Annotated in this window: 23 protein-coding genes and 1 tRNA gene; 14 read left to right on the top strand and 10 right to left on the bottom strand. The window is 69.8% G+C overall.

Going from position 1 to position 25,730, the window contains the following annotated elements:
- Positions 1-190: 190 nt before the first annotated feature.
- Positions 191-1,588 (bottom strand): cystathionine beta-synthase, encoded by a 1,398-nt coding sequence (locus SXIM_RS09190; RefSeq protein WP_030735727.1) that lies wholly within the window; start codon positions 1,586-1,588, stop codon positions 191-193.
- 190 nt (positions 1,589-1,778) lie between these two features.
- Between SXIM_RS09190 and SXIM_RS09195 the strand changes: the two genes are divergently transcribed.
- The 6 genes from SXIM_RS09195 to SXIM_RS09220 all read left to right on the top strand — a co-directional run bounded on the left by SXIM_RS09195 (position 1,779) and on the right by SXIM_RS09220 (position 6,753).
- Positions 1,779-2,897, top strand: coding sequence for an SGNH/GDSL hydrolase family protein (locus tag SXIM_RS09195; RefSeq protein WP_179956273.1), 1,119 nt, complete (start codon positions 1,779-1,781; stop codon positions 2,895-2,897).
- 87 nt (positions 2,898-2,984) lie between these two features.
- On the top strand, positions 2,985-4,205 hold the full coding sequence (locus SXIM_RS09200) for an acetyl-CoA C-acetyltransferase (RefSeq protein WP_030735729.1): 1,221 nt from the start codon (positions 2,985-2,987) through the stop codon (positions 4,203-4,205).
- A gap of 261 nt (positions 4,206-4,466) precedes the next feature.
- Positions 4,467-5,366 carry a hypothetical protein gene (locus SXIM_RS09205; RefSeq protein ID WP_030735730.1) on the top strand — a complete coding sequence of 300 codons (900 nt, stop codon included), beginning with the start codon at positions 4,467-4,469 and terminating at the stop codon, positions 5,364-5,366.
- Positions 5,367-5,437: 71 nt separating this feature from the next.
- On the top strand, positions 5,438-5,746 hold the full coding sequence (locus tag SXIM_RS09210; protein ID WP_030735731.1) for a nuclear transport factor 2-like protein: 309 nt from the start codon (positions 5,438-5,440) through the stop codon (positions 5,744-5,746).
- 124 nt (positions 5,747-5,870) lie between these two features.
- Positions 5,871-6,344, top strand: a complete 474-nt coding sequence (locus SXIM_RS09215; protein ID WP_030735732.1) for a carboxymuconolactone decarboxylase family protein — start codon at positions 5,871-5,873, stop codon at positions 6,342-6,344.
- Between the two features lie 103 nt (positions 6,345-6,447).
- Positions 6,448-6,753 (top strand): hypothetical protein, encoded by a 306-nt coding sequence (locus SXIM_RS09220; RefSeq protein WP_043178357.1) that lies wholly within the window; start codon positions 6,448-6,450, stop codon positions 6,751-6,753.
- Between the two features lie 78 nt (positions 6,754-6,831).
- On the opposite strand, the gene SXIM_RS09225 is transcribed toward SXIM_RS09220, so the two are convergent.
- From SXIM_RS09225 to SXIM_RS09235, 4 genes are all read right to left on the bottom strand, one after another.
- Entirely contained in the window at positions 6,832-7,695 is an 864-nt protein-coding gene (locus SXIM_RS09225; RefSeq protein ID WP_030735734.1) for a Bax inhibitor-1/YccA family protein, read from the bottom strand.
- A 125-nt stretch (positions 7,696-7,820) separates the two neighbouring features.
- On the bottom strand, positions 7,821-8,447 hold the full coding sequence (locus SXIM_RS09230) for a TetR/AcrR family transcriptional regulator (protein WP_046723583.1): 627 nt from the start codon (positions 8,445-8,447) through the stop codon (positions 7,821-7,823).
- A 302-nt stretch (positions 8,448-8,749) separates the two neighbouring features.
- Positions 8,750-8,893, bottom strand: coding sequence for a hypothetical protein (locus tag SXIM_RS27320; protein WP_158708059.1), 144 nt, complete (start codon positions 8,891-8,893; stop codon positions 8,750-8,752).
- A 195-nt stretch (positions 8,894-9,088) separates the two neighbouring features.
- Positions 9,089-9,170: transfer RNA gene (locus tag SXIM_RS09235), tRNA-Leu, on the bottom strand.
- A gap of 458 nt (positions 9,171-9,628) precedes the next feature.
- Here SXIM_RS09235 and SXIM_RS09240 point away from each other — a divergent pair.
- The gene (locus tag SXIM_RS09240; protein ID WP_046723584.1) at positions 9,629-10,408 is read left to right on the top strand and encodes an ABC transporter ATP-binding protein; all 780 of its coding nucleotides are present in this window, start codon (positions 9,629-9,631) and stop codon (positions 10,406-10,408) included.
- A gap of 73 nt (positions 10,409-10,481) precedes the next feature.
- A complete protein-coding gene (locus SXIM_RS09245; protein ID WP_046723585.1) occupies positions 10,482-13,016 on the top strand; it encodes an ABC transporter permease in 2,535 nt (844 codons plus the stop codon).
- Here the strand turns inward: SXIM_RS09245 and SXIM_RS09250 are convergent.
- Positions 13,003-14,313, bottom strand: coding sequence for an SAM-dependent methyltransferase (locus tag SXIM_RS09250; RefSeq protein WP_030735746.1), 1,311 nt, complete (start codon positions 14,311-14,313; stop codon positions 13,003-13,005). The genes SXIM_RS09245 and SXIM_RS09250 overlap by 14 nt on opposite strands.
- Positions 14,314-14,469: 156 nt before the next feature.
- Between SXIM_RS09250 and SXIM_RS09255 the strand changes: the two genes are divergently transcribed.
- From SXIM_RS09255 to SXIM_RS09275, 5 genes are all read left to right on the top strand, one after another.
- A complete protein-coding gene (locus tag SXIM_RS09255) occupies positions 14,470-15,111 on the top strand; it encodes a hypothetical protein (RefSeq protein ID WP_046723590.1) in 642 nt (213 codons plus the stop codon).
- Between the two features lie 25 nt (positions 15,112-15,136).
- Positions 15,137-15,460 carry a hypothetical protein gene (locus SXIM_RS09260; protein WP_030735753.1) on the top strand — a complete coding sequence of 108 codons (324 nt, stop codon included), beginning with the start codon at positions 15,137-15,139 and terminating at the stop codon, positions 15,458-15,460.
- 22 nt (positions 15,461-15,482) lie between these two features.
- Positions 15,483-19,856, top strand: a complete 4,374-nt coding sequence (locus tag SXIM_RS09265; protein WP_148236085.1) for a DUF6531 domain-containing protein — start codon at positions 15,483-15,485, stop codon at positions 19,854-19,856.
- 13 nt (positions 19,857-19,869) lie between these two features.
- Entirely contained in the window at positions 19,870-20,307 is a 438-nt protein-coding gene (locus tag SXIM_RS09270; protein ID WP_148236086.1) for a hypothetical protein, read from the top strand.
- 229 nt (positions 20,308-20,536) lie between these two features.
- Positions 20,537-21,484: a hypothetical protein gene (locus SXIM_RS09275; protein WP_053116146.1), complete on the top strand. Its 948-nt coding sequence runs from the start codon at positions 20,537-20,539 to the stop codon at positions 21,482-21,484.
- A 376-nt stretch (positions 21,485-21,860) separates the two neighbouring features.
- Here SXIM_RS09275 and SXIM_RS09280 read toward each other — a convergent pair whose 3' ends face one another.
- Positions 21,861-23,252, bottom strand: a complete 1,392-nt coding sequence (locus tag SXIM_RS09280) for an NAD(P)/FAD-dependent oxidoreductase (protein WP_030735761.1) — start codon at positions 23,250-23,252, stop codon at positions 21,861-21,863.
- Positions 23,253-23,539: 287 nt separating this feature from the next.
- Here SXIM_RS09280 and SXIM_RS27325 point away from each other — a divergent pair, with 287 nt between their 5' ends.
- Positions 23,540-23,680: a hypothetical protein gene (locus SXIM_RS27325; RefSeq protein WP_158708063.1), complete on the top strand. Its 141-nt coding sequence runs from the start codon at positions 23,540-23,542 to the stop codon at positions 23,678-23,680.
- Here SXIM_RS27325 and SXIM_RS09285 read toward each other — a convergent pair.
- The 3 genes from SXIM_RS09285 to SXIM_RS09295 are packed head-to-tail and all read right to left on the bottom strand — an operon-like array spanning position 23,677 to position 25,680.
- Positions 23,677-24,672, bottom strand: coding sequence for a Ppx/GppA phosphatase family protein (locus SXIM_RS09285; RefSeq protein WP_446459160.1), 996 nt, complete (start codon positions 24,670-24,672; stop codon positions 23,677-23,679). The two genes, SXIM_RS27325 and SXIM_RS09285, sit on opposite strands and share 4 nt — an antisense overlap.
- Positions 24,612-25,169, bottom strand: coding sequence for a DUF501 domain-containing protein (locus tag SXIM_RS09290; RefSeq protein ID WP_046723591.1), 558 nt, complete (start codon positions 25,167-25,169; stop codon positions 24,612-24,614). Before SXIM_RS09290 ends, SXIM_RS09285 begins: the two co-directional genes overlap by 61 nt.
- A 4-nt stretch (positions 25,170-25,173) precedes the next feature.
- A complete protein-coding gene (locus SXIM_RS09295) occupies positions 25,174-25,680 on the bottom strand; it encodes an FtsB family cell division protein (protein ID WP_046723593.1) in 507 nt (168 codons plus the stop codon).
- Positions 25,681-25,730: the final 50 nt, after the last annotated feature.

A 25,730-nucleotide genomic window follows, 5' to 3' on the forward strand; every position in this document is an offset into this window, starting at 1 on the left:
GGACACGGGCCGGGTCGGGGCCGCGCGTCCGGGCGACCAGGGAGGTCCGGGAGCCGCTCCGGAGGTCCTTGGTGCCGACATCCACAACAGTGCCGGACCGGTGTTAACGACGCGTTGCCCGGCCGTGACACTTCGGGATCGATTGCCCGTACCGGTGTCGCCACCCGTGTCCCGGGAGCCTGTCCGCGCGTTACTTCTCGGACCGCCGGCCGGCCGCCAGGAACGCCAGCAGGTCCTGCCGGCTGACCACCCCGGTGGGCTTGCCCTCCACCAGGACGACCGCCGCGTCCGCCGACTCCAGCACCGCCATCAGATCGGCCACCGGCTCCCCGGAGCCGACGTGCGGCAGCGGCGCGCTCAGATGCTTCTCCAGCGGGTCCTCCAGCGCGGCGCGCCCCGTGAACAGCGCGTCCAGCAGCTCCCGCTCCACCACCGAGCCGACGATCTCCGCCGCCATCACATCGGGGTGCCCGGCGCCCGGTTTGACCACCGGCATCTGCGAGACCCCGTACTCGCGCAGCACGTCGATCGCCTCGCCGACCGTCTCCTCGGGGTGCATGTGCACCAGCGAGGGCAGCGCCCCGCCCTCCTTGCGGCGCAGCACGTCGGAGACCCGGGTCTGCGGCTCGCCGCCCTCCAGGAAGCCGTAGTCGGCCATCCACTCGTCGTTGAAGATCTTGCTGAGGTAGCCGCGCCCGCTGTCCGGCAGGAGCACCACGACCACGTCGTCCGGGCCGAGCCCGCGCGCCGTCTCCAGCGCGGCGACGACCGCCATCCCGCAGGAGCCGCCGACCAGCAGCCCCTCCTCGCGCGCCAGGCGCCGGGTCATCCGGAAGGAGTCCTTGTCGGAGACCGCCACGATGCCGTCGGCCACCGTGCGGTCGTACGCGGTCGGCCAGAAGTCCTCGCCGACGCCCTCCACCAGGTACGGGCGCCCCGAGCCGCCCGAGTACACCGAGCCCTCCGGGTCGGCGCCGATCACCCGCACCCGGCCGTCGCTGACGTCCTTCAGGTAGCGGCCGGTGCCGCTGATGGTGCCGCCGGTGCCGACCCCCGCCACGAAGTGGGTGATCCGGCCCGCGGTCTGCTCCCACAGCTCGGGCCCGGTGGTCTCGTAGTGCGAGCGCGGGTTGTTCGGGTTGGAGTACTGGTCGGGCTTCCAGGCGCCGGGCGTCTCGCGTACCAGGCGGTCGGAGACGTTGTAGTACGAGTCGGGGTGCTCGGGATCGACGGCGGTCGGGCAGACGACGACCTCGGCCCCGTACGCGCGCAGCACGTTGATCTTGTCGGTGGAGACCTTGTCGGGGCACACGAAGACGCAGCGGTAGCCCTTGCGCTGGGCGACGATGGCCAGGCCCACCCCGGTGTTCCCGGAGGTGGGCTCGACGATCACACCGCCGGGGAGCAGTTCACCCGACTCCTCGGCCGCCTCGATCATCCGCAGGGCGATCCGGTCCTTGACCGAACCACCAGGGTTGAAGTACTCGACCTTGGCCAGGACCGTGGCCTGGATCCCCTCCGTCACGCTGGTGAGCTTGAGCAGCGGGGTGTTGCCGACAAGGTCGATCATCGACTCGTGATACTGCACTGTGGTCTCCGCACATCCCGGGGCGGGTTCGTCCACCCACTGAGTGCACCCTATTGCCCCGCGCGTGGACGTGGACGCGCGTTGCGCGGCCCAGCACCCTGGGCAGACACACAGAGCAGAGACGGCAGCGGGGAACCGCAGGGAGCGGAAGCCGGCGGACGGCGGACGAGACGGGAGGCGCAGCGGCCCCATGTCCAGCAGAGAGCGCGTGGCGCGGCGGATCGCGACGGCGGCGGCGTACGGCGGTGGTGGCATCAGCCTGCTGGGCGGTGCCGCGGTCGGTCTGGTGTTGACGGAGGTACAGCTGGCGCGGCGGCAACTGCTGCGCAATGGCCGGGAGGAGCCCCCGCCGCTGGCGGACGGCGTATACGGGGCGGAGTACGCGTCGGGGCCCACTGCCGGGCCGCGGGCGGCGGTGCCGTGGCGGCTGGCGATGCTGGGCGACTCGACGGCGGCCGGGATGGGCGTGCACCGGCCCACCCAGACGCCGGGCGCGCTGCTGGCCTCGGGTCTCGCGGCGGTCTCCGAGCGGCCGGTGGAACTGCACAACGTGGCGCTGTCCGGTGCCAAGTCGGACGATCTGGAGCGGCAGGTGTCGATGCTGCTCACCGAGCCGGGGCGGGCCCCGGCCCCGGACGTGTGCGTGCTGATGATCGGCGCCAACGACATCACCGGGCGGATGTCCCCGGCCGAGTCGGTGAAGCATCTGTCCCAGGCGGTGGCGCGGCTGCGGACGGCGGGCTGCCAGGTGATCGTGGGCACCTGCCCCGATCTGGGCTCGGTGGAGCCGGTGGCGCAGCCGCTGCGCTGGATCGCGCGCCGGGTGTGCCGGCAGCTGGCGGCGGCGCAGACGATCGCGGTGGTGGAGCTGGGCGGGCGCACGGTGTCACTGGGGGATCTGCTGGGCCCCGAGTTCGCGGCGCATCCCGGGGAGCTGTTCGGCCCGGACCGGTACCACCCCTCGGCGGCCGGGTACGCCACGGCGGCGATGGCGGTGCTGCCGACGCTGTGCGCCTCGCTCGGGGTGTGGCCGGAGGAGGAGCGGGTGGAGACGCGGCGCCGGGAGGGCTATCTGCCGGTGGAGCGTGCCGCGGCCAGGGCGGCGGCGGAGAGCGGCACGGAGGTGAGCGCGGCCGGGGAGGAGAGCGCGGCGCGGCGTACGCCGTGGGCGTTGCTGAAGCGGCGGCGGCGCCGGCAGTTGCCGCGGCCCGAGGAGTCGGAGACCTCGGAGCGGCCGGAGATCCCGGAGGATCCGGAACCCGCGGAGCGCTCCGAGCGACCGGGGCCGTCGGAACGGCTGTCTCCCTAGGTCTGGACGCCGCCGGGTTACCTGCCGGTAGCTTATGAGGGCGCGTTCACCGCATCCGCACGATGCACAGCACTCCGGAGGAACTCCATGCCAGAAGCAGTGATCGTCTCCGCCGCCCGCACCCCGATCGGGCGGGCCGTCAAGGGCTCGCTGAAAGATGTCCGCCCTGATGATCTGACCGCCGGAATCGTGCGTGCCGCGCTCGCCAAGGTGCCCGAGCTGGACCCCGCCGACATCGACGACCTGCTGCTGGGCTGCGGCATGCCCGGCGGCGAGCAGGGCCACAATCTGGCCCGCGTGGTCGCCGTACAGCTGGGCCACGACACCCTGCCGGGCGCCACCGTCACCCGCTACTGCTCCTCCTCGCTCCAGACCACGCGGATGGCCCTGCACGCCATCAAGGCCGGCGAGGGCGACGTCTTCATCTCGGCGGGGGTGGAGACCGTCTCGCGCTTCGCCAACGGCAGCAGCGACGGCCAGCCCGGCACCCGCAACCCGCTGTTCGACCCGGCCCGGGCCCGTTCGGCGGAGCGCGCCGAGCAGGGCGGCGTGGGCTGGCACGACCCGCGCGAGGACGGCGCGCTGCCCGACATCTACATCGCCATGGGCCAGACCGCCGAGAATCTCGCCCGCCACAAGGGCGTCACGCGCCAGGAGATGGACGAGTTCGGGGTCCGCTCGCAGAACCTCGCCGAGAAGGCCATCGCGGACGGTTTCTGGCAGCGCGAGATCACCCCGGTCACGCTCCCGGACGGCACGGTGGTCAGCAAGGACGACGGCCCGCGCCCCGGTGTCACGCTGGAGGGGGTGCAGGGCCTGAAGCCGGTCTTCCGCCCCGACGGTCTGGTCACGGCCGGCAACTGCTGTCCGCTGAACGACGGCGCCGCCGCGCTGGTGATCATGTCCGACACCAAGGCGCGGGAGCTGGGACTGACCCCGCTGGCCCGGATCGTGTCCACCGGCCTGTCCGCGCTCTCCCCCGAGATCATGGGGTACGGGCCGGTCGAGGCGTCCCGGCGGGCGCTGGAGCGGGCCGGGCTGACCATCGGGGACATCGACCTGGTGGAGATCAACGAGGCGTTCGCCGCGCAGGTCATCCCCTCCTACCGGGATCTGGGCATCGACATCGACCGGCTGAACGTCAACGGCGGCGCCATCGCCGTGGGTCACCCGTTCGGGATGACCGGCGCCCGTATCACCACCACCCTCGTCAACTCGCTCCAGTGGCACGACAAGCAGTTCGGCCTGGAGACGATGTGCGTGGGCGGCGGTCAGGGCATGGCCATGGTGCTGGAGCGACTCAGCTGAGGTGATAAAAGAGAGGTTCCGCTTCCGCGACCCCCGCGATCCGCGAGTGATCACGCCAGGGTCGCGGGGGCGATACCGAAGTGTGCCCGGGATGTGATGCACGCCGCCATCCCGGGCGAATGTGCAGGTCAGCGGGGCGGGCGGGGTGGGTGTCGGGACTGAGGTCCTGTCCATTTCGTGACGTTTCACCCTGCCCGGCGTGGCCGCGTCCCGGAAACCTGAGATAGGAAGTCAGGGACCGAGAGCACTGGGAGACAGTCCGTGAGCGCCATATCCGTCATCCTGCTGGTGACCGCAGGCACCTCCGTGGCTTTGAGCGCGGCTGCCCTGCACACCATCCGTGGCCTGCGTACCGAGGTCTCGGGCCTGCGCCGCGCGCAGCTCCCGGCCGCCCGCAGGCCCGTACCGGCCGAGGAGATCCGCGCCGCCGTCGCCGAGGCACTGGCCGACGAGCGGGAGCGGGAGCTGGCGGAGGCCCGCGCCTTCTGGGCCGAGCAGGACGCACGGGAGAGCGAGGGGCCGGGCGCGCTGCTCGCGGGGCGCGGCCTGGAGTACGAGGTGGCCGAGGCGGACGAGGATCTGCTGGACGCCCTGCTGGAGCGGTACCTGCTCAGCGACTCGGGGCAGGAGGCCGGCGACGGAACGGTGTTCGTCCCCCGGCAGCAGGACCTGTGCAGCGCGGCCGAGCAGCACCAGCAGTCGGCCGCCGAGCGCGAGCGTGAGCGTGACCGCAACCGCGAGGCCGCCGGGGAGGACGGCGAGTCCGCCGAGCTGGCCGCCGCCCGCCGCCGGCACCCCTCGCACCCCGGCTACACCCTGTCCGGGGACCCCGTGGAGGCCGCCGGCCCGCGCCCCGGGATCGAGGAGCAGCAGCGCCGCACCACCGACCAGCTGAGCCAGCTGGCCGAGGCCCGCACCCCGCTGGCGGACGTCCGCCCCGGGCCGCTGGGCACCCTGGACGTGTACCTCTTCGAGGACGGCACCACCCTGTGCCTGTCTCCCAGCCAGCAGGAGACCGCCGAGCGGCTGGCCGCAGCGGTACGGGACGGCGAGGCCCCCGTCCTGATGGGCGGCTCGGGCATCTCCGGCGCGTACGCCCTGACCTTCGCCTGCGGACAGGACAGCGTCTACCTGCTGGCCGACCGCATCGTCTCCACCTGAGCTCTCCCGCGCCCCACCTGACCGGTCCGCGCCGGGCTGCGGCGCCCCCGTTCCCGGTGTTCAGTGGGGGCATGCTGACCGACCCTGCCGTGCGCGCCCTCGTGGCGGCGGTGAACGCGGGCGACCGCGAAGCCTTCCACGGCGTCCTGACCCCGGACGCCACCATGTCCGACGACGGCTCGGACCGCGATCTCCAGCAGTGGACCGACCGGGAGATCTTCGGTGCCGGCGGACACATGGACATCGAGTCGGAGTCCGAGGACGGCCGCTCACTGATCGTCCGGTTCCGCAACGACACCTGGGGCGAGATGCGGACCGCCTGGCGGTTCGAGGTGGCGGAGAACGGACGGATCTCCCGTTTCGAGACGGGCCAGACCTGAGGGCCGGCACACGAACCGGCCCGTGTGACGCGGGACACATCCGTGACGGTCACACTCCCGCCGCCCGCGGTGTCACTCAGGTGCAAGCACCCACCGAAAACGGAACGGACCACAGGAGCGCACCATGGACGCCCGTCTCAACCTCTTCGCCAACCAGGTCTCCGCCAAGGCCCTGCGGCACATCAACGCGGCCGGCCAGGTCATCACCGGCTCGTCCCTCCCTCCGGCGACCCAGGAGCTGGTGAAGCTCCGCGCCAGCCAGATCAACGGCTGCGGCTTCTGCACCGACATGCACAGCAAGGACGCCGCGGCGGCCGGGGAGAGCGCCGTACGGCTTCACCTGGTCGCCGCCTGGCGGGAGGCCACGGTCTTCACGGAGGCCGAGCGCGCCGCCCTGGAGCTGACGGAGCAGGGCACCCGGATCGCGGACGCGGCCGGCGGTGTCACGGACGAGGCGTGGGCGGCCGCCGCCAAGCACTACGACGAGGACCAGCTCGCCGCCCTGGTGTCGCTCATCGCCATCATCAACACCTACAACCGGCTCAACGTCCTCGTCCGCCAGCCGGCCGGCGACTACACCCCCGGCCAGTTCGGCTGACCGATACGGCCGGGTCGGTACAGTCGGGCCCGTGAACAACGCGGACACCGACACCGACGCCAACCCCGGGACCGACACCGGCTCCGGCGCCTACCGCCAGGAGCTGACCGCCCTGGAGGAGGCCGTGGAGCAGGCCGCCGGACGGCTGCGGGGGCTGGCCGAGAGCCGGCTGCGACAGGGAGCCGCGGCCGACGGCCTCGCGCGGGCACGCGAGCTGTCCCGCCGCGCCCAGCTGATCGAACGCCCCGGTGCCGAGCCGCGCGTCATGCCCGACCACGGGGTGTTCGCGGTCGGCGACCAGCTCGCCGTCGCCGGGCACGACCTGGTGCGGGCCCTGCGCGAGCATCCCGACCCGGGCGCGCCGGCCGCCGCCCGGGACGTGCTGCGCGGGGAGACCGCACGCGGCTGAGAGAAAACGACGGAGGGCCCCACGGGAGACATCCCGTGGGGCCCTCAAGCCGTACGACCGCTGCCGTCCGGCTGTGGCTCAGTCACCCTGGAGGATGGCGATCAGCCGCAGGAACTCCAGGTAGATCCAGACCAGGGTCATGGTCAGACCGAAGGCGGCCAGCCAGGACTCCTTCTCGGGGGCACCGTAGGCGATGCCGTCCTCGACCATCTTGAAGTCCAGCGCCAGGAAGCAGGCGCCGAGCACGATGCCGACGACACCGAACAGGATGCCCAGGCCACCGGAGCGCAGCCCCAGACCGTCACCGCCGCCGATGAGGGCGACGATCAGGTTCACCGCCATCAGCAGCGTGAAGCCGATGGCAGCCGCCATCACGAACTTGGTGAAGCGGGCGTTCACCTTGATGATGCGCTGCTTGTACATGAACAGCACACCGGCGAAGACCGCCATCGTGCCGAGCACGGCCTGCATCGCGGCGCCGGGCGCCCACTGGTTGATGTAGTTGCTGATGACACCGAGGAACAGGCCCTCGGCCACCGCGTACGAAAGGATCAGCGCGGGCGAGGCCTCACGCTTGAAGGACTGCCACAGGCCGAGACCCATGCCGACGAGGGCGAAGAGGATGCCCACACCGATGGGAAGGTCCATGATCCAGGCGAAGGCCGCCGCGACGACGACCGAGCCGAGGGTCAGGGCGGTACGCGAGACGACCGAGTCGATCGTCATCACACCCGGACGGGTGCCGGGCGCGCCCGGCGCCATCACACTGCCGTCGGGGCCTACCTGGGGCTGCGCATAGGGGTTGCCTGGCTGCGCGTAGGGGTTGCTCGGGCTGCCCGCGTACGGAGTCCCGGTCTGCGGCTGCGGTCCGGCGTTGAAGCCGGCGTAGCCGCCGTCCCGACTGAACCCCCGACGCGTGAAGACCGGGTTGCTGCTCCTCATCTCACTCCTCCATGGCCGCACGGCACGGCCTTGCGTATCAGAGTAATGCGTTCGCAAAGACCGCACGGTAGTGCACCCGTGATAACGCTGAAAAGAGGTGAGAAGGTTCCCTCCCTCGCAGGTCGTTACCGACGTGTCAAGGCGGCCACCTCGGGAATGGCGGCGAAGGCGGAGCGCATCCGCTCATACAGCGCGTCCCGGCCGGGGCCCGTGTCGCCGGCGCGGTGGGCGGCGGACCACTCCCTGAGCGCGTGCCGCCACGCGGAGAGCATCAGTTCGAAGAGAAGGCGCTGCGGCAACGCCGCCCGCCGTCCCTCTTCCGTGGTTCTGTCGAGCACCTGATCGGTCACCTGGGCGCAGTGCTCCAGGCTCTGCGCGACCAGGGCCGGGGTCCGGTCGCACAGCGCCCGGCTGACCACGAAGCGCTGCTCCCAGCCCTCGGCCATTCCCGCGACGGCGCCGAAGAGCATCTCCTGGAACTCGCCGAGGGTGGGAACCCCGCCGCCCGCCCGCCGGTCGATCTCGGAGAGATACGCCGCCCACAACTCCCGTTCCGGGGCGAGGGCCACGTCCTCCTTCGAGCTGAAGTTGCGGAAGAAGGTGCGCTGGGACACGTCCACCGCGTCCACCAACTCGTCGAGCGTCGCCTCGGCGAACCCCTTCTCGCTGAACAGCCGCAGCGCCTCGTCCACGAGGGCACGCCGGGTCCTGAGCTTTTTGCGTTCGCGGAGGGTCAGTCCGGTGTCGGTCACGCCGAGAGTCTACGCACGTGGAGCCCCTTTTATGCCGCTGAACGGCACTTGCTGCCCGCTGGCACAAGACGGGTGGGTGCGCGGTGGTAGCGCCCCCGGTCCTTCCAGGTCAGACGGCACGCCGGACGGCGACCACCAGCACGGCCGGCAGGATGGCCTTCCCCCGGCAGCACGGGGTCGGCGATGGCATGGCGGATGGGCTGGATCAGCGCCTCCAGCTGGTCCTGTATGAGTGCGTCGAAGTACGGCTGCCCGGTGAGGCCCGTGACCCGGGGCCCGCAGCGCCCGTGCGCAGGCCGCCGTCAGGGTCCGAGTGGCCGTGCGGTGGCCGGATTGACCTTGGTGATGGTGCTGTACGAGATGTGGGCCCGCTGGGCGAGCCCCTTCGCCGCGTCGTACCGGTGGTCGCCGCTCTCGGATCTCTCGGACAGGATGAACTCTCCCATCGGAACGGGACATTCGGACGGTACCCCCGGCGCAACCGGAGGGAACGGTGATGAGTCCTTCCACGGCGGGCAGCGGCGCCAGGGACGGAAATTGTTCACCGTCCGGGAGCCGGCCTCGGACCGGTGTCCGAATCTACGGCGCCAAAGGCGCCGAAATGTGGCCGTCCCCGCAGGTCAGAGGCTTGGGTGGTGGTGTGCCCGGAGCCGGACTTGAACCGGCACGACCCGAAGGTCAGCGAGTTTTAAGCTCACCGTGTCTGCTTTCCACCATCCGGGCACAGAATCCCCAAGCCGTACCAAGCGCGTGTGCGCAACAGGGCGTGTCCGAGCTTATCGGGGTCACGAGCTGCTAACACCGGTGCCTGGCACCGTTGTTGTCTGATTTTATGAGCCCCTGATGGGTCATCAGCTCTGGACCGGCCCCTCACCGGCCCCTCCGCGCACCCTCCACCCCCAAGGAATGACGCAAATCAACCCTCGGGAGCACCAGGGGTGACGTCATCCCCAGGGATGACAGACGGCCTTGGCCCGTACCCCTCAAGAAGGCCCCACAACCACCAGTGCGACGGATCCCAGGGGGGCGTGCGGCCGGAAGGATAGGGCGTGGGATTTCGTGGGCACGCCGTCCGCGCCCGTTCGACATCCATCGCAGCACCGGATCACCGGCTCATCGGCACGGGGGTTCACCGAACCGCCGACCCGCCGGCCCACCGCACCGTTCGACAGGAGACCACCGTGTCCACCATCGCCACCGAGACCCCGACCACGCCGACCGGCTCCGCGGCGGCCCGGGCCACGGACCTCACCAAGATCTACGGAGAGGGCGAGACCAAGGTGGTCGCCCTCGATCACGTGTCGGTGGAGTTCCGGGCGGCCGAGTTCACCGCGATCATGGGCCCCTCCGGCTCGGGCAAGTCGACCCTGATGCACTGCATGGCCGGGCTCGACTCCATCTCCGCCGGGTCCGCCCGCATCGGGGACACCGAGCTGACCGGGCTCAAGGACAAGAAGCTCACCCAGCTGCGCCGGGACCGGATCGGCTTCATCTTCCAGGCGTTCAACCTCCTGCCGACCCTGAACGCCCTGGAGAACATCCGCCTCCCCATGGACATCGCGGGCCGCAAGCCCGACCAGGAGTGGCTGGACCGCGTCATCGAGACGGTCGGCCTGTCCGGGCGGCTCAAGCACCGCCCCGCGCAGCTCTCCGGCGGTCAGCAGCAGCGCGTCGCCGTGGCCCGCGCCCTGGCCGGCAAGCCGGACATCATCTTCGGTGACGAGCCGACCGGAAACCTCGACTCGCGGGCCGGGGCCGAGGTGCTCGGCTTCCTGCGCAACTCCGTGCGCGAGCTGGGCCAGACCGTGGTGATCGTGACCCACGACCCGGTCGCCGCCGCGTACGCGGACCGGGTGGTCTTCCTCGCCGACGGCCGCATCGTGCACGACATGGCCGACCCGACCGCCGAGCGGGTGCTGGAGCACATGAAGCAGTACGACGCCCGGGGCCGTACCAGCTGATCCGCCCGGCCCGCACCGCTTCAGCCCGCCCACCCCTCCGCAGACTTCACCCACCACCTCCCGGGACCGCTCCATGCTCCGTACCGCCCTGCGCAATGTGCTCGCGCACAAAGCCAGGCTGCTGATGACCACCCTCGCCGTCCTGCTCGGCGTGGCGTTCGTCTCCGGCACCCTGGTGTTCACCTCGACCATCTCCACCGCCTACCAGAAGAGCGCCGAAGAGGGCCTGACCCACGTCGATGTGGCCGTACGGCCCGACAACGACGCGGACGCCTCCGGTCCGGGCGCCGCCGCCTACCTCGGCCAGGACCTGCTGACCGGGGTCACCGCGCTCCCGGGCACCGGCAACGCCATAGGCGAGGCCTCCGGGTTCGCCGCGCTCGCCGACAAGGACGGCAAGCTCGTCGGCAGCGGCTTCGCCTCCCGGGGCGCCAACTACTACCCGGGTGACGGGGGCGAGGACGCTCGGTACCCGATGTCCGCCGGCCGCGCCCCCGAGGCAGCCGGTGAGATCGCCCTGGACGCCAGGACCGCCGAGCGCACCGGCTACGAGGTCGGCGACACCGTCCGGCTCTCGGTGAACGGCCCGGTCCGGGAGGAGACCGTCACCGGCGTCTTCACCACCGACGACGGCAACGTGGCCGCCGGCGGCACCCTGGTGCTGTTCGACAACGACACCGCGCAGAGCCTGTACACCGCCCCCGGCGCGTACAGCCAGATCACGGTCGAGGCCGCCGAGGGCACCTCGCAGCAGCAGCTCAAGGACGAGGTCACCGCACTGCTGCCCGCCGACGCCGAGGCCATCACCGGCCAGCAGCTGGCGGACGACCAGGCCGAGATCATCAAGAGCCAGATGAGCGCCATGCAGACCGGGCTGCTGGCCTTCGCGGGCATCTCACTGTTCGTCGGCGTCTTCATCATCGCCAACACCTTCACCATGCTGGTGGCCCAGCGCACCAAGGAACTCGCCCTGCTGCGCGCGGTCGGCGCCAGCCGCCGCCAGGTCACCCGATCCGTCCTCATCGAGGCGCTCGTCGTCGGCGTGGTCGCCGCGGTCTCCGGGCTGCTGGCCGGCATCGGCATCGCCGCCGGGCTGCGCGGGCTGATGAACGCCATCGGCCTGACCGTCCCGGACGGCCCGCTGATCGTCTCCGGCTCCACCGTGATCGCCTCGGTCGTGGTCGGCGTCGGCGTCACCATGCTGGCCGCCTACCTCCCGGCCCGCCGCGCCGCGAAGATCCCGCCGGTCGCCGCGATGAGCAGCGTGCACGCCACCGCCACCGCGCGCGGTCTGCTGGTGCGGAACACCATCGGTTCGATCCTGGCCGCCGGCGGTGGCGCCCTGGTGCTGGCCGGCATCGGCCGGGACGACAACGGCCTCACCATGGGCCTGGGCGCGGCCGTGCTGGTGATCGGCGTGTTCGTGCTGACCCCGCTGCTGTCCCGCCCGGTGATCGCCGCCGCCTCCCCGCTGCTGCGGCTGGGCGGGGTCTCCGGCAAGCTGGCGCGGCTGAACGCGGTGCGCAACCCGCGCCGTACCGCCGCCACCGCCTCCGCCCTGATGATCGGACTGACCCTGATCACCGGGATGACGGTCATCGCGGGCAGCACCCAGAAGGCCATCGACAAGCTGGCCGCCGAGGCGATCACCGCCGACTACGTCGTCTCCACCGCCAACTTCGCCCCGCTCGCCCCGGAGATCGCCGACACGCTCGCCGACCGCTCCGACATCACCGCCGTCTCCCCGCTGCGCATGGCCCCCGTCTACCTGAACAGCGGCAGCAAGGACGAGTACCTGACCGGCGTCGACGGCGACTCCATCGCCGACCTGGTCAACCTGCCCTTCGCGGCCGGCTCCTTCGACGGGCTGACCGGTGACAACGCGGTGGTCGACACCGACACGGCGGAGAAGCACGGCTGGCAGGTCGGGGACAGCTTCGGCGTCACCTACGAGGACGGCACCGCCGGCGAGCTGACCGTCTCGGGCGTGTACGAGGCCAACGAGATGATCCGCGGCATCATGCTCGACAACGCCACCATCACCCCGCACATGCAGCGCGTCCAGGACCTCCAGGTGATGCTCAGCACCACCGCCGGCGTCTCCGACGCCACGAAGTCCACGCTGGAGGAGGCGCTCGGCAGCAACCCGGCCATCCTCGTCCAGGACAAGCAGGACATCTCCGAGGACATCGCCTTCGCGTTCACGCTGCTGCTGAACATCCTGTACGGGCTGCTCGCCATGGCCGTCATCGTCGCCATCCTGGGCGTCATCAACACCCTGGCCATGTCCGTCTTCGAACGCCAGCAGGAGATCGGCATGCTGCGCGCGATCGGCCTGGACCGGCGCGGCACCAAGCGGATGGTCCGCCTGGAGTCGGTGGTCATCGCCCTGTTCGGCGGGGTGCTCGGAGTCGGCCTGGGCGTCTTCTTCGGCTGGGCCGTCGGCGAGATGATCGCCACCAGCATGGACACCTACGAACTGGTGCTGCCCTGGGAGCGGATGGGCGTCTTCCTCGCCCTGGCCGCGCTGGTCGGCGTCCTGGCCGCCCTGTGGCCGGCCAGGCGCGCCGCCAAGCTCAACATGCTCCAGGCGATCAAGACGGAGTGATCCAGTCGCGGGTGCGCAGCGGCAGGCCGGACACCCCGTCGGGGGTCATCCGCACCGCGAGGATCTGGTTCACACCGATGCGCGCCCGCTCGAACGCCAGGGCCGAGGCGGCCATGTACAGGCGCCACACCCGGGCCCGGCCCGGGGAGGTCAGCCGGGTCGCCTCGGCCCAGCGGCTCTCCAGATTGCGCACCCACTCGCGCAGCGTGAGGGCGTAGTGCTCGCGCAGCGCCTCCACGTCGCGGGCCTCGAAACCGGCCTCCTCCAGGAGGGACACGGTGCGCCCGACCGGCGCCAGCTCCCCGTCGGGGAAGACGTAGGCGTCGATGAAGGCGTCCACGCGGTACGCCTTCTCGCCCCGCTCCCCACCGGGAGCGGGGCGTCGTGCGATCTGATGGTTCAGCAGCCGACCGCCGGGGCGCAGCAGATCGTGCAGCCGGGCGGCGTACTCGCGATAGCGGTCGGAGCCGACGTGCTCGGCCATACCGACCGAGGAGATCGCGTCGTACGGGCCGTCCCCCGTCTCGCGGTAGTCCTGGACCCGGATCTCCACCCGCTCCTCCAGGCCCTCCTCGGCGATCCGGTGACGGGCGTGGGCCGCCTGCTCGCCGGAGAGCGTGATGCCGGTGGCGCGCACCCCGTAGTGCCGGGCGGCGTGCAGCACCAGCGCGCCCCAGCCGCAGCCGACGTCCAGCAGACGCTGGCCCTCGCGCAGATCGAGCTTGCGGCAGATCAGATCCAGCTTGGCGCTCTGGGCCTCCTCCAGGGAGGGGGTCTTGTCGTCCCACACGGCACACGAATAGACCATGGACGGGCCCAGGACCAGGCGGTAGAAGTCGTTGCCCACGTCGTAGTGGTGCGAGATGGCGCGCCGGTCGCGGCGCAGCGAGTGCAGCGGGCCGCCGCGCCGGTGCCGCACCTCCTCGCGGGGCGGGGCCGGCGGCAGTCCGGGGCCGGCCAGCGCGGCGAACTCGCGCACCGCGGCGATCCGGCGCCGCCCGCCGGGCGCGGCGAGCCCGGCGTCCGCCCGCTCCCAGATGAGGGGGGCGAGGGTGTCGAGCACCGCGTAGAGGTCGCCCTCCACGTCGATGTCCCCGGCCACCCAGGCGCGGGCCAGGCCGATCTCGCCCGGCTTGTACAGCAGCCGGCGCAGCGCACGCCGGTGCCGGACGACGATGACGGGCCCGCCCGCGTCCGGCGGCCCCGCCTCGCTGCCGTCCCAGGCCCGGATCCGTACCGGCACAGTGGCGCCGAGCATCTGCTCGGCGAGAGCGACTAGTCGAGGGGCAACGGCCATGCGGACACACCTCCGTCACGGGGATCGGGACAATCCCGCCCACCATGGCAGGGACACCCCGCACCGCCCCGCGATTCCGCCGCTTGTGGGGGCGGCGCGACGCCACGAACCCGGGTACCGTGGGCGACGGACGATCAACAGGGGGAGAGCGCGGCCATGAGCAAGAGGGTGGAAGCGGTCCAGGTCGAGCGGTCCGGGTTCTCGATCACCGTGCCCGACGGCTGGTGGGAGTTCGAGATCCGCCCCGAGCTGCGGGACCAGGCGATCCGCCGGCTGATGGACGAGCGGGTCCGGCTGCGTCCGGACGTGGCGGGACACCGCGAGGTGATGGAGCGGTTCCTGCGCCGCGAGGCGGCGAACGCCTGGGACGCCGGGGCCGCGTACATCGGGTGCATGGCCCAGGCCTTCGGCGACGAGGACGCGCTGGTGACGGCCACCCTGACCGTCACCCTGCTGAGCCCGCGCACCGAGGACGGCGCGCCGCTGCCCACGGATCCGGGCTCGGTGGCCGGCCAGCTGAAGGAGATCCGGGCCCGCAAGGCGGGCGATCCGTGGCGTGCGGTGTCCGTCACGGAGATCGCGGGGGTGGGGCAGGTCGCCAGAACCCGGGGGGTGGAGGATGTCGCGCCCGCCGGGGACCGGCGGGTGATGCGGGTGGCCATGATGCAGACCTTCGTGCCGGTGCCGGGCGCGGGTCACCAGATCGCCCTGATCTCGGGCACCACGAGGAATCTGGAGCTGACCGATTCCTTCTTCGACGTGTTCGACGCGGTGACGTCGACGTTCCGGTTCATCTGACGCAGAGTTTCCCGGGGGAGGGATCATGTCCGGCGAGAACCTGGGCATTCCGTTCGAGGCACTGGAGTCCTTCGGCGGCGAGGTCGATTCGATCAAGTCCCGCATGAACGGTCTGGGGAGAACGTTCGACGGCTACGAGGACGATCTGGGCGACAGCGGCGTGGTCGAGGCGCTGGACAGCTTCGTCGACAACTGGCGTGATGGCCGGGGTGAGATCGACGAGCAGCTGACCTCGATCAAGGAGATCACGCAGAACATCATCACGTTCTTCTCGGACGTGGACGGCGAGTACGCGGCAGAACTGAGTGAGGACGGGTCAGGCGGCGGCGGACAGCAACAAGCCGTCTGAACCAACGGGGGGGAGCACAAGCATGGGACGGGCATCGGACTGGTCACCGGTCGGGATGACCTCGGACCCGACTCCGGGGGATCCGGACCGGGTCGAGGAACTGGCGGACAAACTCCTCGCCTTCGCCGACGACGTGGCCGACGCGCAGGACAAGCTGCGGAACCTGATGGGGGACAGTCTGCTCGACGCCTTCACCGGCGAGACGGCGGACGCGTTCGGCGAGCAGATGGAGAAGGTGCCGCCCAACCTGGCCAAGCTGCACGAGTCGCATGAACTCGCCGGCCAGGCGCTGGCCACGTACTGGCCCAAGCTGCGCCAGGCCCAGGCGGACGCGGATCGCGCGCTGGACGACGCGGTCGAGGCGCAGTCGGACCTCGCCTCCGCCGAGTCCTGGCTGGAGACGGCGGCCTCCTCGCTGGAAACCGCGCAGGAGGAGGCCGAACCGCCGGACGAGGGCGAGGTCCGCGCCGAGGTGCGGCGCGCGCTGACCGACGCCGAGAGCGACCACGAGGACGCCCAGTCCGCGGTCACCGGCGCGCAGGGCCGGCTCGACGCGGCGAAGCTGCTGGCCCAGCAGGCGAAGGAGGCCCGCCAGGAGGCCGCTTCGCTGTGCGTGTCGGATCTGCGCACGGCCTCCGACGCGGGCATCAAGAACAAGAAGTGGTGGGAGAAGGTCGTCGACTGGGTCGCCGACAACTGGGACACGATCGTGCAGGTCGCCCAGATCATCGGCACCATCGTCGGCATCGCGGCCCTGTTCATCGGCGGCCCGCTGATCGCCGGCATCCTGCTGGCGGTGGCGCTGGTCGCCCTGGCGGACACCTTGGTCAAATACTCAAAAGGCGAAGCCTCCTTGTGGGATGTCGGCTTCGCCGTCCTGGACGTCCTCCCGGGCGGCCGCCTGGTGGGAGCGGGCGCCCGCACCGCCCGCACCGGCCTGCGGGACACGGCCACCACCGTCCGGGGCGAGCGCCCCCAGATCCGCCAGGACGGCCGCCGGATGGACAGCCGCAACGAGTGCGGCGACCCGGTGGACGTGGCGACCGGCGAACTCGTGATGTCGGCGACCGACATCACCCTCCCGGGCGTGCTGCCGCTCGTGCTGGAACGCCATCACATCTCCACCTACCGGTCGGGGCGATGGTTCGGCCGTTCCTGGGCGTCCACGCTGGACCAGCGGCTGCGGCTGGACGACTACGGCGTCCGCTTCTACAGCGCGGACGGCATGATCCTCAACTACCCGATCCCGCTGGCCGACCCCGACCATCCTGTACTGCCGACCGAGGGCCCGCGCTGGGGACTGCTCTGGGACGGCAACCCGGAGACCGGGATGCGGGTCCACCAGCGGGAGACCGGCCGCACCCTGCACTTCGCGCCCCACCCAACCCGGCCCGGGCCCGACCTGCGGCTCTCGGCGATCACGGACCGCAACAGCAACCGCATCACGGTCCACTACGACGAGCACGGAGTCCCGGCCGAGCTGGAGCACACCGGGGGCTACCGGATCCACATCGCCGCCTATGAGGGCAGGATCACCGCGCTGCACCTGGCGAGCGACCCGGAACGCCCGCTGTTGATGTCGTACGGATACGACGCGGACGGCAACCTGAGCGAGATCTACAACTCCTCCGGTCTCCCGCTGCGCTTCTCCTACGACGACCGGGCCCGCCTGACCCGCTGGGAGGACCGCAACCACACCTGGTACCGGTACGAGTACGACGCCGAGGGCCGCGTCGTCTTCTCCACCGGTACCGAGCGGGCCCTGGAATACCGCTACACCTACGAGCCGGAACACCACCGCACCACGGCGACCAACTCTCTTGGCCACGCCACGCTCTACCAGTTCAACGACAGCCTCCAGCTGATCGCCGAAACCGACCCCCTCGGCAACACCACCCACCGCACCTGGGACCGCTACGACCGGCCGCTCTCCGTGATGGATCCGCTCGGCCACACGACTCGCTACACCTACGACGAGGCCGGCAATCTCAAGGTGGTGACGCGCCCGGACGGCTCCGAGATCACAGCGCGCCACAACGATCTGGGGCTGCTCCTACGCGTGGAAGAACCGGACGGGGCTGTCTGGTCCCAGGAGTTCGACGACGCCGGAAACAGGATCACCGGCGTCGACCCACTGGGCATGACGAGTCTCTACGAATATGACGACCACGGAGCCCTCACAGGATTCACCGACCCCGAGGGCGGGCGAACTGAATTTTCAGTGACAGACACTGGTCTGCCGCAAGAGGTCCGGAATCCACTCGGCGAGGTGACCCGCTACCACTACGATGCCTTCGGGCGGACCATACGGATCACAGAACCCAGTGGGGCTGTCATGCATGCCCGCTGGTCCCCGAATGGGAAGCTTCTGAGCTTCCGGGATTCCATGGGATCTGAACAATCATGGGAATGGGATCCTGAAGGAAACTGTATCGCCCACATTTCAGCCACGGGTACCGTGACCCAATTCGAGTACGGAACATTCGACCTCCCTTCCTCAATCACTCACCCGAACGGCGCCATTTATGAGTTCACCCGGGATACGGAGCTGAATCTCATCGGTGTCAAAGACCCTGATGGCCGCGTCTGGGAATACACGTATGATGCGGCTGGCCGACTGATCAAAGAATCCGATTACGACGATCGCTCCACCGGGTACGAGTGGGACGAAGCCGGACGTGCTATCGGACATGTCAACCAAGTCGGCCAGTCGGTCGAGTACTCTTATAACTCGCTCGGCCAGATCACTCGCAAGAGGGGTTCCGATGGCAGCTCAACTTCCTATGCGTACGATGCCATGGGCCGGCTACTGAACGCCGTTTCAGACGGTATCGGGTTGGCGCGCACATATGATCGCTTGGGACGACTGCAGACCGAGACGATCAATGGAAGAACGCTGTCACTCGGCTACACCTCGCTCGGGCAAATCAAAAGTCGGAAAACGCCCTCTGGACACCTCAGTACCTGGGCCTACAACGCGTCGGGCGATCGCACAGATCTGCACACCGGCAATCACTCGATCGCATTCAACCGTGACGCGATGGGGAACGAAGTCCAACGCATTGTCGATGACTCTCTTGTGGTGTACCAGGACTGGGATCTCGCGGGCCGCCTTGTTAGGCAGACCGTGACCGGGCCGGATAAGGCCGGATATCGGGCTCCTGTTCAGCGACAGTACAAGTACCGCGCGGATGGGTACCTGACGTCGATGATCACTCCCACCGGTTCCACAGAATTCTCTCTCGACGCCAATGGACGGGTTACCTCACTCGCCCGTCCCCAGTGGAACGAGGATTACTCGTACGACCTCTCCGGAAATCTGGTGGAGGCACGATTCTCGGAGGGGGAATACCCAGCACTGGGACGACGCACCTACGAAGGAACGCTCGTCAAAAAGGCCGGCCGGCTTCGATACCGGTACGACGCTGCCGGAAGAACAATTTTTCGCCAGGAGGTTCGCCTCTCAAGGCAGCCGGACAACTGGCACTACACCTGGGGCCCGGAGAATCAACTCCTCTCCACCACTACGCCCGATGGGACCCGATGGCGATACGTCTATGACCCGCTCGGACGGCGCATCGCCAAACAGAGACTCGGTGACGGCGACGTTATTGTCGAGCAAATTCATTTCACCTGGCACGGCACCACTCTGGTCGAGGAGTCGAGCAGCCTCCTGGGCACAATGACGTGGGACTACAACGGACTCCATCCCCTGACGCAAGTACATCAACACGAGGGAGAACATTCTTTCTACACCGTAATGACAGATCTGGTCGGCACCCCAACGGATCTCCTCGATGAACATGGGGAGAAGGTCTGGACATCGCGGAGCACCCTGTGGGGGGTGAGCAAGGAACGGGGACAAGGCAAATTTCGGGGATTGCGGATGCCACTGAGATTCCCCGGGCAGTACTTCGATCAGGAAACTGGATGGCATTACAACCTGCATCGACACTATGATCCGAGCCTTGCGCGCTATTCCTCCCCCGATCCCTTGGGGTTGACGCCTTCCCCCAATAGTTACTCCTACATCGTCAATCCCTGCACCTGGTCGGACCCGCTCGGGCTGGCTCCGCATCCACCGGAGAAGATTGATCTCACCAATGGTCGGAGAGTCCAGGGAAGATTCCCCAAAAAAGCCGGACCAAATGAAACGCTGTACCGACAACGAGACAACGGGGACTATACGGCATACGCTGTCTACAACAGCGATGGAATCCCCGTGAAGCGAGTGGATCTCGACCCGGATTCCGCGGTACATATGACCCCCAACGGCCCCGTTCCGCCGCCACACGTGGTGGAGATGAAGTTTCACAAAAATCCCGAGACAGGTCGGGAATTCCCCAACTGGGACACCGATAACACCCGCCCGGCCCGCCCTGATGAGATTCCCTGAGAGAGCGAGACAAGTGACACCCGAAGAGCACCCCGAAGTTTCATCATGGCTGAACAGTCTCACGGGCAACCCTCGCTATATTAATTTTTTGACGCACAACACCACCATCGGGGTGTGGCTGTCACTATCGCGTCTCTTCTGGCCACACTTCAAGGAAGTTCAGGGATGCGTCCTGTGGGAGGGTTTCTACAATCCGGATAACTTCCAGATGTGGCATCGCGAGTTGAACGGGGACCCCCAGTCCCTTGAGGCGACCATTAACCGGCTGAGAATGTGGGACATCATTGATTGCGAGGACTCTCCAGCTGATAATGCTGCGCTCGACAGCATCGCCGATTCCCTGCGCAACTGTTGGGCCGCAGCCTTGAGAGAGAAATATCCGAACATCGATTTCTCGGTTGTGGTGATCGCGACAGAAGACGGCCCCATCGTCTCATTCGCTCGCCGCTGAGCGCGAGAAGTGCAATCGGAATTATTCCTTCTCGCCACTGTTGCGGAAAATTCCCTGAATCGGCGTACGGCGACGATGCCCGCAGCATCACCGCGGGAATTGGGAAGGATTCCAGGATGATCGAGGAGGGCTTCTGCCAGATCTGTCTCACGAAACTACGGATGGATCCAGAAGACGAAGAACTGCTGCTTCGTACAACGGTCACCGCGGAGGCAGGAGTTCACCCGCGATGAGGACCAATGACGCGATGCGCCGGCTGCTCGGTGATGTCGATGTCCGAGAGCTGGGGATCGACGATGTGCCCGGCGGACTGCGGTCGGTGCTTGAGCGGGGGTGGACCGCCACAGGCGACGGGGCGTACCTGCTCCGCGGCTTCCTCGACGGGTACGTGGGGGACCTGGACGCGTTCCAGGATGTCGTCGCCCTGGAGACGGCGGTGAACGGAAGAGCGGTGACGGACTTCGATCTCCCCCTGAAGGATCGTCATCGGCGGCGGCCTCTGCTGCGCAGGGCGTTCGCCTTCGCGCTCTCGGGTCTCGCCGCGGCCGAGGATCAGGGACTGCGGGGGATGCGGGCCCATGTGTCGCTGTCCCGGGCAGCGACCGAGGAGAGACCGCTCACCGCCCACGTCACCTTCTGCGGGGTCCATCCGGGCCTGCCGCCCTATCTGGCGGACCCGGAGACGGCTCAGGGCGCCGTGGCGGAACTGAGCGTGGCCGACCTCCCGCGGCAGCGGGCTGAGGTGAGGCGGTCACCCGAGACGGTGTCGCTCCTGGCTTCCGACGGGTGCGGGCGGGGCGAGGAGTTGCAGCTCACGCTCTCGGACCACGGGCCGCCGTTCCGCGTCGAGGTGACGCGGGAGTCGGGGGCCCGCACGACGTACGAGGGGAACACGTACGGCATCTGTCTTGCCAAGCTTCAGCTGGACATGGAGGACGAAGGGCTCCAGCTCTGCTGCCAGGGAGCCCGCCCTGACACCATGTCCTCCAGCCTGCTGCACGCCTCCGGGGGCAGGCACCTGTACCTCGTCGACCCGGTGGCCAAGAAGATCACCGACGAGCTGGTGGACATCTTCGACCCCGCTCCGTACGAGGCGGTGGCGACCTACGCCGAGCAGCGCAAGGCGTTCTTCGACTTCACGGGGATGACGGACAGCGGCTGGCAGATGCCCCGCTGAGAGGGTGCGGCGCCGGCCGTCGTGCGGGAGGAGTGGGATGCGCAGTGGACTGGTATCAGGAGCGGGCCCGGCGGATCGAGGCCGCCTGGGGGGAGACCGTTGCGGGGCTGCCCATCGGGACCCGGGTGACCGGGGTGGTGATCGAGACCCGGCCCTTCGGGTCCTTCGTGGAACTGGACGGGTGGCCCGAGGCGCTCGGCCTGGCCAAGGTGTCGCGGATGCCGCACGGGATGGTGCTGCCGGCCCCGGGGAGCGGGTGGCCGGGGAGGTGTACTGGCACACGGACCACAACCACCAGGTGCTGCTGCGGCTCGACGCGTGGACATGAGAAGGGCCCCACCGTTCGGTGGGGCCCTTCCTCACAGGTGCCGTCGCGTCAGCTCGCGGTCGCCTTGGGCTTCTCGGCGGCCTTCTTGGCCTCGGCAGCCGCCGTGACCGGGGCCGCCGCCTCGTAGAACTCCTCGCGGGGGTTCTCCATGGCGCCCAGGGAGACGACCTCGCGCTTGAGGAACATCCCCAGGGTCCAGTCGGCGAAGACGCGGATCTTGCGGTTCCAGGTCGGGACCGCCATGCCGTGGTAGCCGCGGTGCAGGTACCAGCCGATGCGGCCCTTGAAGCGCAGCGTCATCTTGCCGAACTTCAGCGCCGCCACGCCCTTGTGCAGGCCCAGGCCGGCCACCGCGCCCTTGGAGGCGTGCTTGTACTCGCCCTGCGGGAAGCCGCGCATCCCGGAGATCACGTTGTCGCCCAGGACCTTGGCCTGGCGCAGCGCGTGCTGGGCGTTCGGCGGGCACCAGGCGTTCTCCACGCCCTGGGCGCGCAGCACCAGGTCCGGGACCTGGGCGTTGTCGCCGGCGGCCCACACGTAGTCGGTGCCGCGGACCTGGAGGTTGCCGTCGACGTCCACGTGGCCGCGCGGGCCGAGCGCGATGCCGTAGCGGGCCAGCGCCGGGTTGGGCTTGACGCCGGCCGTCCACACGATGGTGTTGGAGTCGGCGATCACCCCGTTGGACAGCTCCACGTGGCCGTCCACGCAGGAGTTGACGGAGGTCTTCAGGTGGACCTCGATGTCGCGCTTCTTCAGGTGCTCCAGGCCCCACTCGCCGAGCTTGGGCCCGACCTCGGGGAGGATCTTGTCGGCCACGTCGACCAGCACGAAGCGCATGTCCTCGCGCTTGATGGTCGGGTAGTACTTCGTGGCGTCGCGGGCCATGTCCTCGACCTCGCCGATGGTCTCCGCGCCGGCGAAGCCGCCGCCCACGAAGACGAAGGTGAGCGCCTTGCGGCGGATCTCCTCGTCGGTGGTGGAGTCGGCCTTGTCGAGCTGCTCCAGGACGTGGTTGCGCAGGCCGATGGCCTCCTCGACGCCCTTCATGCCGATGCCCTGCTCGGCGAGCCCGGGGATCGGGAAGGTGCGGGAGACGGCGCCCAGCGCCACCACCAGGTAGTCGAAGGGCAACTCGTACGGGGCACCGACGGTCGGCGACACCGAGGCGACCTTGCGGTCCTGGTCGATGGAGGTGACCCGGCCGGTGAGGACCTCGGCCTTGGGCAGAACGCGACGGAGCGGCACCACGACGTGCCGCGGGGAGATGCTGCCTGCGGCAGCCTCCGGGAGGAAGGGCTGGTACGTCATGTACGAGCGCGGGTCGACGACGGTGACAGTCGCCTCGCCGTATCGCATCTTCTTCAGAATGCGGCGCGCGGCGTACAGACCGACGTACCCGCCACCCACGACGAGGATTCGGGGACGCTCCGTGGTGCTCATGCCATCGAGTATCCACCCATCCCCGAGGGGGACCTCGTGAGGCCCTTCACAAGGATTCCGGACCCCTCTGATATACTGCGCGCCCCTTTCCACCCCTTACCGCCGCGACCTGCGGGGTTGTCCCGCGAGGGGATGTGACACGGGTGCCCTGAGGTGCGCCGCGGGGTCCTGTGGATCACGATTCGGCCGTTGTCACCCGTTCCCCGCGGCACGCCCATGTGAAAAACTTCACGAAGTTCTCTGCCCTACGGTGAAAACCTCCCCGATCCCCGGAAGGACCGTTCACCGTGCCCGAGTTCTCCGTCCGTCCCCCGGCCCAGCCGCACCGGTTCGCCGCCCCGATCGACCGCCTGCTGGTGGGCGCGGGCTGTCTGCTGGTGATCGGGGCGCCGCTCCTGGCGCTGGCCTCCTGCACCGTGTGGCGCTAAGCCCTCCCGGGCCGCCGCTCCACGGTGCTCCACAGCAGGCCGTCGAGGATGTCGCTCTCGGAGACCACCACCTCCGCCGCCCCGCTGCGCGCCATGATCCGCGACAGGATCAGCGCGCCCGCGCCGATCACGTCGGTGCGGCCGGGGTGCATCACCGGGATCGCCGCGCGTTCGGCGTGGGTGGACGCCAGCAGGCGGTCGGAGATCGCCCCGACCGTGGCGGCCGGGACGCGGGAGTGGTGGATCGCCGCGGGGTCGTAGGCGGGCAGCTCCAGGGCGATCGCGGCCACCGTGGTCACCGAGCCCGCCAGGCCCACCAGCGTGTCCGCCCCGGTCAGCGGGACGGCTTCCTGGGCCTCGTCCAGGGCCGCGTCGATGTCGGCGGTCAGGGCGGCGATCTGAGCGGCCGTCGGCGGGTCGCTCAGCGCGTGCCGCTCGGTCAGCCGCACGCAGCCGATGTTCACGCTGCGGGCCGCCGTTACCTCGCGGTTCCCCAGTACGAATTCGGTGGAACCGCCGCCGATGTCCACCACGAGGGCGGTGCCGGCGCCGGCCAGCTCGCGGGTGGCGCCGGTGTACGACAGGGCGGCCTCTTCCATGCCCGTGATGACTTCCGGCTCGATGCCCAGGATCTCCCGGACGCCGTCCACGAAGTCCGCGCGGTTCTGCGCGTCCCGGGTCGCCGAGGTCGCCGCGAAGCGGATCCGCCCGGCCTCGATGCCGTGCCCCTCGATCGCCGCCGCGTACCGCCGGCACGCCTCCAGGGTGCGCTCCAGCGCCTCGGGCGCCAGCCGCCCGGTACGGTCCACGCCCTGGCCCAGCCGGACGATCTCCATCCGGCGGTCCAGGTCCTTCAGCTCCCCGGTGGCCGGATCGGCGTCCGCGATCAGCAGCCGGATGGAGTTGGTGCCGCAGTCGATCGCCGCCGCCTTCACGCGCCCGTCCCCTCCGCCGCCGTCGCCGCGCACTCCGTACCGTCCGCGCTCACGCACGGCCCCTTCTTCCACCACTCGGGAAGCATGTCGAGTGCCTCGTCGCCCAGCGGGTTGACCCCGGGGCCCGCCGCCAGGGAGTGCGCCACCAGCACGTGCAGGCACTTCACCCGGTCCGGCATCCCGCCGGCGCTCGGGAAGCCCTCCAGCACCTCGATGGCGTCCCGGCGCGCGAGGTAGTCCTCGTGCGCGGCCCGGTAGGCGTCCGCCAGCTCCGGGTCGGTCGCCAGCCGCGCCGTCATCTCCTTCATCACCCCGTTCGCCTCCAGGGTGCCGATCGCGGAGGCGGCGCGGGGGCAGGTCAGGTAGTACGTGGTGGGGAACGGGCTGCCGTCCTCAAGCCGCGGCGCGGTCTCCACCACATCGGGGTTGCCGCACGGGCAGCGGTGCGCGACCCCGCGCAGTCCGCGCGGGAGCCGGCCCAGCTGGGCCGCCACCGCCGCGGTGTCGCGGTCGGTCGCGGTGTCGCTCTCGGTGTTGTTCGTCATCGCTCTCATCGGGTCAGGGGACGGGGGCCGCTCGGTCGGCCTTGTCGATGCCGTCCCACAGATTGTCGTACCAAGGGCGGTTGGCGGGCGCGCTCCGGTTGCGGAGCCGCTCCGCCTCGCCGTCCTCCTGGGCGCCGGGCGGGGCGGGGAGGATGTAGCCGGTCTCGCCCGGGCGTACGTAGTGCAGATGACGGCGCGCCTGCTGCTCCACGAACGCCGGGTCCTGCCAGCGGGCCTTCTCGTCCCGCAGCTCCTCCACGCGTTCCTCGGCGTCCTGCGCCTTGCGCCGCTCGTCGCCGATCTCCGAGCGCTGCGAGACGTACTCGCGCAGCGGATAGGCGAGCGCCACGATCAGGGCGCCGATGACCAGCGCCAGCAGCGCCGCCCGGCCGGTGAGCCGGCTGCGGCGCACCGGGCGGCGCAGCCGCCGGTTCTGTGCCCGGTAGACCCGGGCCGCGGCCTGTTCGCCCAGCGCCCTGATCCGGGTCGCGGTGGAGAACCGGTCCCGGTCCGCCGCCACATCAGCCTCCCCGTCACGCCGTCCCGCACCAACAGCTGTCCCCGCCACCG

It is taken from the genome of Streptomyces xiamenensis (genome assembly GCF_000993785.3).
In the GTDB taxonomy this organism is placed as follows: Bacteria; Actinomycetota; Actinomycetes; order Streptomycetales; family Streptomycetaceae; genus Streptomyces; species Streptomyces xiamenensis.